9 protein-coding genes and 1 pseudogene are annotated in these 13110 nt (G+C 47.1%); 4 read left to right on the top strand and 6 right to left on the bottom strand.

From position 1 onward, the window contains the following. Nucleotides 1-40: 40 nt before the first annotated feature. Nucleotides 41-3223: an efflux RND transporter permease subunit gene (locus tag KW548_15135; GenBank protein QXX06389.1), complete on the bottom strand. Its 3183-nt coding sequence runs from the start codon at nt 3221-3223 to the stop codon at nt 41-43. A 15-nt stretch (nt 3224-3238) separates the two neighbouring features. Next, nucleotides 3239-4462, bottom strand: coding sequence for an efflux RND transporter periplasmic adaptor subunit (locus tag KW548_15140; GenBank protein ID QXX06390.1), 1224 nt, complete (start codon nt 4460-4462; stop codon nt 3239-3241). Nucleotides 4463-4623: 161 nt separating this feature from the next. On the opposite strand from KW548_15140, the gene KW548_15145 reads away from it, so the two are divergent. From KW548_15145 to ppk2, 4 genes and pseudogenes are all read left to right on the top strand, one after another. Then, a complete protein-coding gene (locus KW548_15145; GenBank protein ID QXX08088.1) occupies nt 4624-5238 on the top strand; it encodes a TetR/AcrR family transcriptional regulator in 615 nt (204 codons plus the stop codon). Between the two features lie 194 nt (nt 5239-5432). Further along, on the top strand, nt 5433-5738 hold the full coding sequence (locus KW548_15150) for a YebG family protein (protein QXX06391.1): 306 nt from the start codon (nt 5433-5435) through the stop codon (nt 5736-5738). Nucleotides 5739-5882: 144 nt separating this feature from the next. Beyond that, nucleotides 5883-6632: a copper homeostasis protein CutC gene (locus KW548_15155; GenBank protein ID QXX06392.1), complete on the top strand. Its 750-nt coding sequence runs from the start codon at nt 5883-5885 to the stop codon at nt 6630-6632. A 58-nt stretch (nt 6633-6690) separates the two neighbouring features. Continuing rightward, a pseudogene (gene ppk2 / locus KW548_15160) lies at nt 6691-7472 on the top strand (polyphosphate kinase 2). Nucleotides 7473-7514: 42 nt separating this feature from the next. Here the strand turns inward: ppk2 and phoU are convergent. The 4 genes from phoU to KW548_15180 are packed head-to-tail and all read right to left on the bottom strand — an operon-like array spanning nt 7515 to nt 12919. Next, a complete protein-coding gene (gene phoU, locus KW548_15165) occupies nt 7515-8213 on the bottom strand; it encodes a phosphate signaling complex protein PhoU (protein QXX06393.1) in 699 nt (232 codons plus the stop codon). Between the two features lie 21 nt (nt 8214-8234). After that, nucleotides 8235-9053: a phosphate ABC transporter ATP-binding protein PstB gene (pstB, locus tag KW548_15170; GenBank protein QXX06394.1), complete on the bottom strand. Its 819-nt coding sequence runs from the start codon at nt 9051-9053 to the stop codon at nt 8235-8237. A gap of 3 nt (nt 9054-9056) precedes the next feature. Beyond that, a complete protein-coding gene (gene pstA, locus KW548_15175) occupies nt 9057-10703 on the bottom strand; it encodes a phosphate ABC transporter permease PstA (protein ID QXX06395.1) in 1647 nt (548 codons plus the stop codon). Nucleotides 10704-10729: 26 nt separating this feature from the next. After that, on the bottom strand, nt 10730-12919 hold the full coding sequence (locus tag KW548_15180) for an ABC transporter permease subunit (protein ID QXX06396.1): 2190 nt from the start codon (nt 12917-12919) through the stop codon (nt 10730-10732). Nucleotides 12920-13110 lie beyond the last annotated feature (191 nt).

The following is a 13110-nucleotide window of genomic DNA, read 5'->3' on the forward strand; positions in this document are numbered from 1 at the left end:
ATCACTAGGGCTGCCCTTCTAATCACTCAAACTAGAGAGATCAGACCGTGGATTCACTTGCTGGTTCAAGCACCAGTTTTTGTTCCTCTTGGTTCTGCTTCGCTGGGCTACGTTTTGCCAGTACGTAATAGAACAGTGGCGTGAGTAGCAGGCCAAATACCGTGACACCAATCATGCCAGAGAACACTGCAATCCCCATGGCTTGTCGCATTTCAGCACCCGCACCAGTAGAGAACACCATAGGTACGACCCCCATAATGAAAGCGATCGATGTCATCAGAATCGGGCGTAAACGCAGACGCGATGCCTCTAGAACCGCCTCCATGACAGTACGACCTTTGTCCTGCAGCTCCTTGGCAAATTCAACGATCAGGATAGCGTTCTTGGTTGCCAGACCAACCAATACAATCAGACCAATCTGGGTAAAGATGTTGTTATCGCTGCCCCACATGATTACACCACTGATCGCCGACAATAGCGTCATCGGGATAATCAATATGATCGCCATCGGTAAACGAACACTTTCATATTGAGCCGCCAGCACTAGGAACACCAACAAGATCACCAGAGGGTAAATCAGCGTGGCTGTATCACCAGCCAACTTCTGCTGGTAGGTCAGCTCTGTCCACTCATACGTCATGCCGATAGGTAAGGTCTCAGCAAGGATCTGCTCAATCGCAGCCTGTGCTTCACCTGAGCTAAAGCCAGGCATTGGGCTACCATTCACTTCCGCCGTCGTATACGCGTTGTAATGCATCACACGATCTGGACCTGCGCTGTAGTTAACGTCAACAAAGGCACCCAGTGGAATCATATCGCCATCGGCATTGCGAACCTTAAGCTGACGGATTTGCTCTGGTGTCTGACGGAACTCTTCATCAGCCTGAACATTGACCTGATAAGTTCGGCCAAAACGGTTGATGTCATTGACATAGGTACTACCCATGTAGGATTGAAGTGTTGAGAACACATCGTTTAGAGACAGATCCTGCTTCAACGCCTTAGTACGATCGACATCCAGATCAAGCTGAGGCACATTGACTTGATAGCTTGAGAATACGCCCGTCAATGCTGGATGCGCCCAAGCTTTCATGATCACTTGTTGAGTGACACCATACAAGGCTTCATAACCATGGTTTGCTCTGTCTTGAATTTGGAGACGGAAGCCACCAATGGTTCCCAGCCCCTGTACAGGCGGCGGTGGGAAAATAGCGATAAAGGCATCTGGAATCGAAGCGAACTTCTGGTTCAACTGCATCGCAATCGCGTTGGCACTTAAGCTTGGGTCTTGGCGTTCATCGAAGTCGGCCAATGGTGTAAACACAATGCCGCTATTCGGGCTATTGGTGAAACCATTGATGCTCAGCCCAGGGAAAGCCACAGAATGTTCAACACCCGGTTGCGCCAGTGCAATTTCCGACATTTCGCGAATCACCGCTTCAGTTCGATCCAGTGATGCTGCATCTGGTAATTGTGCAAACGCCACCAGATATTGCTTATCCTGCCCCGGTACGTAGCCCGTAGGAGTCTGATCAAACTGATAAGCTGTCAAGCCAAGCAAGCCAACATACATCAAACCAATCAAGGCACCTAAGCGGATGGTCTTGGTCACCGCGTAGCCGTATACCACAGCACCACGATTAAATAGCTTATTGAACGGTGCAAAGATAAAGCGGCCAAACAATCTATCCATCGCGCGGGTTAACCAGTCTTTCGGCTGATCGTGACCACGTAGCAATAGCGCTGATAAGGCAGGACTTAAGGTCAGCGAGTTAATCGCTGAAATAAAGGTTGAGATAGTAATCGTCAACGCGAACTGTTTATAGAATTGCCCGGTTAGGCCAGACATAAACGCCGTCGGGATAAATACCGCCGCCAAGACTAAAGTCGTTGCAACAATTGGCCCCGTTACTTCTCGCATCGCTTTTTCAGTGGCGGCAATCGGTGCTAAACCTTCTTCAATGTTCCGTTCAACGTTTTCGACCACAACAATGGCATCATCGACGACAATACCAATCGCCAATACCAGACCAAACAGGGACAAAGCATTGAGCGAGAACCCCATCAGATACATAAAGGCAAACGTACCAACCAGTGATACAGGCACTGCTACCAATGGGATGATCGAAGCGCGCCAAGTCTGCAAGAATAGAACGACAACCAATACCACCAGCAAGACAGCTTCGAGCAATGTCTGAACGACGGCTTCAATTGAACCACGCACGAACACTGTTGGGTCATAAACAATCTCGTAGCTCACACCTTGTGGGAAAGTTTGCGACAACTCCTCCATCTTCGCTCGTACATCATCAGAAATCTGAATCGCGTTAGAACCAGAAGCTTGAAAAATAGGGATAGCGACCGCATCCTGATTATCCAGCATTGAGCGAAGAGAATATGTCTCTGCGCCTAACTCAATACGCGCCACGTCTCGGAGTCGGTTAACCTGACCATCTTCACCCACTTTGATGATGATGTTTTCAAACTCTTCAACTTCGCTTAGACGACCTTTCACATTGATCAATAGCTGAAAGTCAGAGTCACCACTCGGCTGCGCGCCCAAACTACCCGCCGCAGCTTGTTGGTTCTGTTCCTGAATCGCGGCAATCACTTCGCTTGGATTCATGTCCAGAGCGGCAACTTTGTTTGGATCAAGCCAGATACGCATGCTGTATTCACCGCCACCAAACAGTCGAACCGCACCGACACCTTCGATACGAGCCAACTCATCTTTGACATTCAGTGCCGCATAGTTCGCTAGGTATAGCAGGTCATAACGCTCATCAGGTGAAATCAGGTGAACCACCATCGTCAGATCCGGTGAGGACTTTTCGGTCACCACACCTAAGCGCTGCACAGTTTCTGGCAAGCGAGGTAAAGCACGATCCACTCGGCTTTGAACCAGTGTTTGTGCCTTATCTACATCGGTACCGATGGCAAAGGTCACAGTTAAAGTCATTACACCATCTGATGTCGCCTGCGAAGACATATACAGCATGTCTTCCACACCATTAATCTCTTCTTCGAGTGGAGAGGCAACGGTATCGGCAATAACCTTAGGGTTTGCTCCCGGGTAGGTCGCCGTCACGACAACGGTCGGCGGCACCACTTCCGGATACTCAGTGATAGGTAACTGCCACACTGAGATCGCACCGCCGATAAAAATCAATATCGATAATACGGAAGCGAAGATCGGCCGACGTATAAAAAACTGAGAAAACATTGCAATGATTCCTTCTTAGTTCATTTGCAAAGTCAGAAGCTCATTGCGCTGCTGATCAAGTAGCGCCTGTTGCTGGCGAATGCTCGCAAGAGTATTTTCATCCACCATAGAGACTTCATTCGGCGTCACTGGCATATTGGCACGTACACGCTGCAGGCCATTGACGACAATCTTATCGCCCGCGTTCAGACCAGAAGCGATAATACGCAAGCCGTTAACACCTTCACCAAGTGAGATAGCGCGATACTGAACTACGTTGTCATCGCCAAGCACCAATACATACTTGTTATTCAGATCAGTACCAATCGCTTTGTTATCGATCAGAACGCCCTGATAGCTCGCTGAGCCAGCAATACGTAACTTGGCAAACATCCCCGGAAGTAAGTTTTGCTTTTCGTTATTAAACACGGCGCGGACTCGAATCGTACCCGTCGTTTCGTCAATCGCATTATCAACAAAGTCGATGTAACCAAGGTGCGGATAACCGCTGTCATTCGCTAGCGCCATCTGCACCACATTTTCCGCTTCGCCGTTTGCAGGTAGAAGATTATTAAGCTGTTGATATTTCAGGTAGCTACGTTCATCAACATCAAAATAGGCGTACATATGAGAAGTCGAAACTAAAGAGGTCAGCACAGTTTGACCGGTTGTCACATAGTTACCTTTGGTGATTTCAGCATTAGACACTTTACCGTCGATAGGGGCGCGAACCAGAGTGAACTCCAGATCCAACTCGGCTTGAGCTAACGCGGCTTTTAATGCGGAAACACTGGCAATACTGCGCTGTTTATCTGCAAATCGGGCATCCACAGTTTCCTGAGAAATTGCTTTGGTTTTGCTAAGGCGTTGAGCACGCTCGTAATCTTTAATCGCCTGATTAAGGCTAGTTTGAGCACTGCTGAGCTCCGCTTTAAGGCGTGTCACTTCAGCCGCGAACAAACGATTATCAATAGAGAACAGTACATCACCCGCTTCAACCACACTGCCTTCTTGGAAGTGAACTTTATCGACATAACCCGAAACGCGAGGCATCACAGTAACTGTCTGAGGTGACTCAAGACGACCTGAGTATTCATCTAACTCGGTGACTTTTTCAATTAATACCTGAGCCACTTCAACCCCAGGTGGTGGTGGCGCTGTCGCCGCTGATTCTGCGTGCGAATCCTGACATCCCGACAGCACCAAAGGTGCTGCAATTGAGATTAGTAGAAGAGGATTTCTAAGGTGTTTACCTACCATCTCGCTATCCTTACCATTGTTTTGTACCGATCGGTATAATAATCTCAGAATTTGAGTTAGATCAAGATAAATTTATAAAATGAATGATTACGGCATATAGACAACGTATGACAGCCGCATTACCATTTAAAGGAATTCAGGAATAAGTGACAGATAGATTTATGACAGGCGGAACTTCTGGCCGGCCACGCTGTTTTGACCAAGAAACAGCGTTGGAAGAGGCATTAAAAGTTTTTTGGAATCAAGGGTATGAGGGGGCTTCACTCACAGACCTAACGAAGGCTATGGGGATTAATAAACCCAGCATGTATGCGACTTTCGGCAACAAAGAACAGCTCTTCCTACAGGCCGTTGATATGTATAAGCGACGCGAAAGCGAGTTCTTCTATCAGGCGCTTGAACAGCAAAACATCCGCGACGTCATCACTGGAATTCTGTCTGGCTCAGCTCAAGCTCACTGCTGCAATGAAAAACCCAAAGGCTGCCTGATGATACAAGGCGCACTGGCTTGTAGCTCAGAAGCCAGCTCCATCAAGCAAACCCTAATGGCTCGTCGCAATGAGATGGGAGAAACTCTCCACCAAAGGTTTGAAAAAGCCCAACAAGAGGGTCAGTTACTCCAGGACGCTAACCCGAGAGTAATGAGCCACTACCTCGCGACTGTGCTTAATGGCTTATCTGTTCACTCGATGGATGATGTTTCAGAAGAAATGATCCATGCCGTTGCGAACATGGCAATGAACAATTTGCTTTCATGCTGCATTCAGACAGACTGATCACTCTCCCAATCGCAGAGGAGATTACGCCTCTTCTGCCCTTCACTTGTTTAGATAATCAACCAATTGCTCATACTATCAGCAAACGCATTGCCCAGCTCTCAGAGTTGAGCTCGCTATCTGGACTTAATTGGTTAAAAACTGTATAAACAGACAGTAATGAATTCCATTAATTTTGAGTTAGAGGACCAACCATGGCTGTAATCGTCAAGTACGTGGTAGAACGCAACGGAGAAGAGAAAATGACTTTTACCTCTAAAGCGGAAGCTGACGCCTATGACAAAATGCTTGATATGGCTGATGAGCTTTTTGAGCTACTAGGTAAAAGTGAGTTGCTGGAAGATGAAGGCAAGCAAGAAGACTTGGCTATGTTTCTGGCACAAAACAAAGAAGAAGTACTTTTTGCTCTTGGTGCTAAACGCAAGCCTGCGCCAAAGAAAAAGACCATTGAGGCGGTTGAAGACGCTGAAGAAGATTCAGCTCAGGAAAACGCAGCGTAACAACACGCTCAACAGATGTATAAAACCTCAGCAATGGCTGAGGTTTTTTGTTTTAGGGGAAACAAATCACCTCACGTTTACCCTAATTCCTTACTCCTCTCTGAGTTACTATTTCTACTATCTAGCCTTCATGAGAAAATTGAGATGAGTTATATTGTCGAAGTATGTATCGATAACATTGAATCCCTTCACCTTGCTATTGAAGGTGGTGCAGGCCGGATTGAACTTTGTTCATCACTGGCACTAGGTGGTCTCACCCCAAGCTTTGGTTTGATGAAACAAGCAGGCAAGCTCTCATCTGTGCCTGTGTATGCCATGATTCGACCTCGTCAGGGCGATTTTCTCTACACCGAGCAAGAGATTGAAAGCATGCTGATTGATATCGAGGCGGCTGCCGATGCTGGTTTACAAGGTGTGGTTCTTGGCACCTTGAATGCGGATGGTCATATTGATATGAACGCCGCTAAACGTCTGGTCAACCAAGCCAAATCCCTCAAACTAGGCGTCACTTTCCATCGCGCGATTGACCAATGCGCCGATTATCAGAGATCTGTTGAAGATATTGCCGAACTTGGCTGCGAACGTGTTCTTACATCGGGGCTTGCTACTAGTGTCGATCAAGGCCTTGATATTCTTCGTCACATGGTGGAGCTTGCTGACGATCGCTTCTCAATTATGGCAGGTGCTGGCCTAAACGCGGAAAATGTCTGCAAGATCGTTTCTGAATCTGCGGTTCAGGAAGTGCATTTATCGGGTAAATCCACACGGCCAAGCAAAATGAAGCTCATCGCGGAGCAAGCCAAAATGGGTAATCAGAATATTGATGATTTTGTTGTTCCGGTTACTGATCCACAAGCGATTGAAAAGGTAGTAAAAGCTCTCACTTCTTCGTGATTATTCTCTCCCGTCTGACTTTGAAATGCTAACCTTTTGATAGCAAAAGGAGAGTCTTATGAGTAAAGGCAAACTGGATAAAAAGTTTTACGAAAAGGAACTGGCTCGACTTCAAGTTGAATTGGTTAAGCTGCAAGAATGGGTCAAGCAAGAGGGCCTCAAAGTCGTTGTGCTCTTTGAAGGGCGGGATGCAGCGGGTAAAGGCGGCGTCATCAAACGTATCACTGAGAAGCTCAACCCTCGTATCTGTCGCATTGCAGCCCTACCGACCCCAACCGAAAAAGAAAAACCCAATGGTATTTCCAGCGCTACGTAGCGCATCTTCCCGCTGCTGGTGAAATGGTTTTATTTGACCGTAGCTGGTACAACCGTGCAGGCGTCGAAAAAGTCATGAACTTCTGTACCCAAGAACAGTATGACGAATTTCTGCGATCATGCCCAGAATTTGAACGTATGTTGCAGCGTTCTGGGATTATCTTACTCAAATATTGGTTTTCAGTTTCAGATGAAGAGCAGGAGAAGCGCTTCCTTGAACGGATTAACACACCGGTGAAGCGCTGGAAGTTCAGCCCAATGGACTTAGAATCTCGCAATCGTTGGGCAGAATATTCTGCAGCCAAAGACAAAATGTTTGCCTACACCGACACCAAGCAGTGTCCATGGTGGGTCGTACCCTCTGATGACAAAAAGCGCGCTCGGTTAAACTGTATTAGCCATCTACTTGAACAAATTGACTATCAGGATATTACCTATCCAGAGATCGAGCTACCAGAGCTCAACAAAGAAGGTTATATTCGAGCTCCCATTGAAGAGCAAACTTTTGTTCCTGAAAAATACTGAAGCTCGTCAAGCCACTAGAAGAAACAGTATATCGCTGCGTGTTTAGCGCAGCGCATCATCAATACTTTGTTCACCCAGATGGCGCACATCTTTGCCTTTAACAAAGTAGATGATGTATTCGCAGATGTTTTGGCAGCGATCCCCTACTCGCTCAATTGCGCGTGCAGACCACATAACTTGAAGAATATGAGGAATATTCTTCGGGTCTTCCATCATATAAGTCATCAATTGACGAATAACGGCTTCATACTCCGCATCAATTTTATCATCCAGCTTGTACACTTCTGCAGCTGAATCGACATCCATTCGCGCAAACGCATCCAAAACCTGATGCAACATACCGATTGCTTGACGACAGAGTGGTTCAAGGGAAACCTGGAACATCTGCTCTTTTGATGACGGACTTTCAATCGCCACATAAGCCATTTTGGTTGCCACGTCCCCAATTCGCTCAAGATCGGTGATCGTCTTGATGATCGCCATGATCAAGCGTAAGTCTTTAGCCGTTGGCTGACGTTTGGCGATGATTCGCGTGCAAGCTTCATCGATAGAGACTTCCATCGCATTTACTTTATGATCGTCACGTACGACTTTACGCGCTAGCTCAATATCCTCTTTGTGCAGTGCCTGCATAGCAAAAGATAACTGCTGCTCAACCAGCCCTCCCATCGTCAGTACGTGGGTTCGGATGGATTCTAATTCGACATTAAACTGTCCTGATATGTGACGTCCAAAGTTCATGAAATATCGGTATCTCCCTTATTATCCGTATCTACCTGTGATGTAATCTTCCGTTTGTTTTTTCAATGGTGAAGTGAAAATTGAATCTGTATCTGAATACTCGATCAACTTACCCATATGAATAAACGCCGTATGATCGCTAACACGCGCTGCCTGCTGCATGTTATGAGTGACAATAACTACAGTATATTTGGTTTTAAGATCATTGATCAGTTCTTCTATCGTCAGAGTGGAAATTGGGTCCAGCGCAGAGGTCGGTTCATCAAGAAGTAATACTTCAGGTTCAATCGCAATGGCACGAGCAATCACCAAACGCTGCTGCTGACCACCAGACAAACCAAACGCATTTTCATGCAGCCTGTCTTTCACCTCTTCCCATAACGCTGCGGAACGCAGAGAGCGTTCAACAGCGTCATCGAGAACTCGACTGTTACGAATCCCCTGCAAGCGTAAGCCATACACCACATTTTCGTATATCGATTTTGGAAATGGATTCGGGCGCTGAAACACCATCCCAACACGGCGGCGTAGTGTCGCCACATCAACCTGTGGGTGGTAAATGTTTTTGCTATGCAGTTTCACTTTCCCTTCCACGCGGCACCCTTCAACCAGATCGTTCATTCGGTTGATACAACGTAAAAGTGTCGACTTGCCACAACCCGAAGGACCGATAAATGCGGTCACCTGACCTTTAGGAATTCGCATAGAAATATCGCTCAGTGCCTGGGTATTCTGGTAAAACAGATTCAGCTCTTCGATTGCAATCGCAGTCTGTTCTTCACTCAGGTTGTTGACGTCTAATGGCGCTTGATAGCCCAATGTCTGATTAACTGAAAACATCTCTTAATCTTGCCCCAGAGTTCGATATTTCTCGCGTAGGTTATTGCGAATACTGATCGCCGTCAGGTTCAGTCCGACGATGACACTCACCAGCAAGAACGACGTGGCGTAAACCAACGGCCTTGCACTTTCAATATTAGTGGTTTGGAAACCAACATCATAGATGTGGAAACCTAAATGCATGAATTTTCTATCCAGATGCAAAAATGGGAATTGGCTATCAACCGGCAAGCTAGACGCCAATTTTACCGCCCCCACCAGCATCAAAGGCGCTACCTCGCCAGCTGCACGGGCAACTGCTAGAACTAGTCCAGTAATGATCGCGGGGCTTGCCATTGGTAATACAATTCGCCACATCGTCTCAAACTGAGTTGCTCCGAGCGCCAAAGAACCATGACGGACGGAACTTGGGATGCGGGTCAAACCTTCTTCGGTAGCCACGATCACAACAGGGAGCGTCAGTACCGCCAATGTTAACGCTGACCAAAGGAGACCCGGCGTACCAAATGTCGGCGTTGGCAACTTCTCAGCATAAAACAGAGAATCGATTGAACCACCTAAGGTATAGACAAAGAAGCCGAGTCCAAATACCCCATAAACAATTGATGGGACACCCGCGAGGTTTATAACCGCGACACGAATCAAACGAGTAAAAGCATTATTTTTCGCGTATTCGTGGAGATAAATTGCAGCAATCACGCCCAATGGCATAACGATAATCGACATGATCAGCACCAGCAGAACCGTACCGAACATGGCAGGAAAAACGCCACCTTCAGAGTTCGACTCTCTAGGATCATCGGATAAGAATTTCCATGCCTGATGTGCCCACTGAGCCACTTTTTCAACGACCGTCATTTGATTCGGATACCACACATCCAAGATCCGACTAAGCGGGATTCGGTACTGATTGCCCTTCATATCTTCGACAATCAGGCCTTGCTGAGCCAATGCTAATCTCAGTGCATCCAGCTGAGATTCCATTTCCGCAAGTTGCTGGCTAAACATGCTCGATTGAGCGTCATAACGTTTGATGAATTCTGTATCTAAGCGACCATTCAGTTCACGCCTTTTCTTCTCTAAACGCAACCTGTCAGACTGAGCACTGATCACTTTGATCTGCTTCTCTACCAAGCGGTCAATTTTGGTCCGTTGCTTATCGGCAAATACCAGCGCGCGTTCAACATCGGTTTTAGCCTGCTCGCTTACCTTGCCATCAGCAGTAAAATATCCTTTCGGTTGACCGTAAAAGTCCCCACCTCGAGTCCGTTCAATCACCGCCCAACCTCCAGGCTTTGAACGTTCAAGTAAATCGACTTCCAGAATAGAAACAAAATCAGCAGGGTAAATATCCCGATTGGCAATCTTAATACTCAGTCTTTGAACTAAGCCTTTCTCTTCGACTTCAGGAGTGAGCGCAATGTCCATTTCACGTAAGTGGCTGATCGGCACATATTCTTCAGCATAAAGCTGACCAATCAAGACGTCACCCTGTTCGGTTTTCCACTGGTAAAGGGGAGCAGGCCAGAAATAGGACAAACCTTTCCAACCGATAAGCAGCAGCAAACCAAGCACTGACAGCAAACTAATGCTGACTGCTCCGCCTGTTAGCCAGACCCAAGGTGAACCGGACTTTAGCCACTTAAACACGAACAATGACTCTCGGATAACTTCGATTACAGCGCACGATATTTATCCCTTAACCTTTGACGAACCCATTCCGCGAGCGAGTTAACCGCGAAAGTAAACACCAGCAAAATCAGCGCCGCCAAAAACAGAATGCGATAGTGAGAACTGCCCACTTCCGACTCAGGCATTTCAACGGCAATAGTGGCAGACAGGGTGCGCATACCTTCTAGAATATTCCAATCCATGATTGGCGTATTACCTGTAGCCATCAGCACAATCATTGTCTCGCCAACGGCACGCCCCAGCCCCATCATGATGGCAGAAAAGATACCTGGGCTTGCGGTGAGTAGCACAACATGGATCAGGGTTTGCCACGGCGTAGCACCTAAGGCGAGAGAGCCATCTGATAGATGTTTCGGCACCGAGAAAATCGCATCTTCTGCGATGGTGAAAATGGTAGGGATAACAGCAAAGCCCATCGCAAAACCGACCACCAGCGCGTTACGCTGATCAAAGCCAATTCCCTGCTCGGCAAGATACGCACGGACATCGCCATTAAACAACCACTGTTCAATATTGCCACTCTGACCCAAAATCACGACAGTAAACAGCACCATCGCAGGCATCAGAATCAGCGCATGCAAACCATTGGGGAATCGACTGATCCAGGTACGTGGTAGCTTGTGCCAAATCGCCCCGATGGCAACGGTCGAAATGGGTAAGAACAGCATCAACGACACCACAGCCGCCAGGTGGCTCTCTACAATCGGCGCAAACCATAGCCCGGCTAAAAAACCAATGATCACGGTTGGCAGCGCTTCCATCAGTTCAATCGAAGGTTTTACCACGCGGCGCATAGATGGCGTCATAAAGTAGGCCGTGTAGATGGCGCCTAATACGGCAATCGGCACAGCAAACATCATGGCAAATGCCGCCGCTTTTAACGTACCAAATGCGATGGGTACAAGGCTGAATTTGGCTTCAAACTCATCGTTAGCCGATGTAGTTTGCCAAACAAATTCCGGCTCTGGATAACTTTCATACCAGACTTTCTGCCATAGTGAAGATAATGAGATTTCAGGGAATGGATTATCAACGTAAGCCACATTGAGCTGCGAGTCGGATAGGGTTAGCAGGTGCTTTTCATTGTTAGACATTGCCGCCAGTTGCGGCGCTTTATCGTAAGCTCGTTTAAAAATCACCAGTTTTTCACTGGTGGTATAATGGCTCTGCACCGTGCCATTAATGTAGAAGCTGTAAAAACCCTTGCGGTACGTATCAGGCAGCAAGAATTGCAGCTGCGACGCCAGTTTAAAATCACGAATCTGAGTGAGGTGCCTTTGCCCGTCACTCAGCACATCAAACCATTGAGAGACCAGCCCATCCTGATGACTGACCAACAAAGAATATGCGCCAGACAACAGCTTAATATCCGTCACCGCGTGTTTGCTCTCGCCCTGACTCAAATCGACCACTTCACGTACTACGAAGCTTTCAATACCTTTTTTGGCAATCACGACTTCAGAGCCGGTTCTTAGGTAAAGCGTGTTGCCGTCAGGCGTGAGAAGCAACTGGTCGAGGTCAACAAATGGCTTAGGAAACTCGAAATTCTGAATGTGCTGATTAGCATCACGCCAACGAATTCGAACACGGTTATCTTGGTAAAAACCAGCTAAGGTGACGTTGCTATCCACAGCAAAAGCAAACGACCTTAGTGCTGAGCCTGACTCTGTCTGCAAATCAAAATCTAAAGGAAAGTTATCCACTTCGGGAGAAAATATACGCTGCTCGCCCTGCAGAAGACTGGTCATCTCAGGCCGATATAATAACACTTGTCCGTTAGCGGTTGCCGCACCTAACCAGCCCTGAGCAGGGTTAGCCGAGCTGTACAGTGAGTACTCAGTACCTAGTTCAACCGATAAACTAGGCTGTTGTGACCAGCTCGTCAGCGACCAAAAGTCAACATAGCCGGCCTTAGATACCACATAGGCATGCTGGCCATAATCATCAATTCCAGCCGCCACTGGCGCTTTAGTGGTAATCGATTGGATAGCAACATTTGGAGTGAATTTTGCGTCAGAAAAAAGAGGCAGGACCATCATTGCCAGATAAACGAAGATCAAAACCAGCGCAGCCAAAACACCGACACCGCCTGTCGATACCGCTAGCCGAACTAAACGATCTTTGATTAGTCGCTTTCGATCACGTTCTCGCAATGAAAATTCGGCTTTGGCCATTTCTCTCACTTACCTGCATTTGCCCATGGGTATAATATGTCGATTAGGTGACAATTATATTACAGATCGCAATAAACAACTGAAAATAATGCAATAAGATCGTGCAATAAAAGTGTCATATAAACCCCTTAATTTCTAATCCAGTTTTATTTTTACCACCTAAATTTGGTTAGACTCGTCAGTAAAGGTCA

It is taken from the genome of Vibrio neptunius, from assembly GCA_019339365.1.
GTDB lineage: Bacteria > Pseudomonadota > Gammaproteobacteria > Enterobacterales > Vibrionaceae > Vibrio > Vibrio neptunius.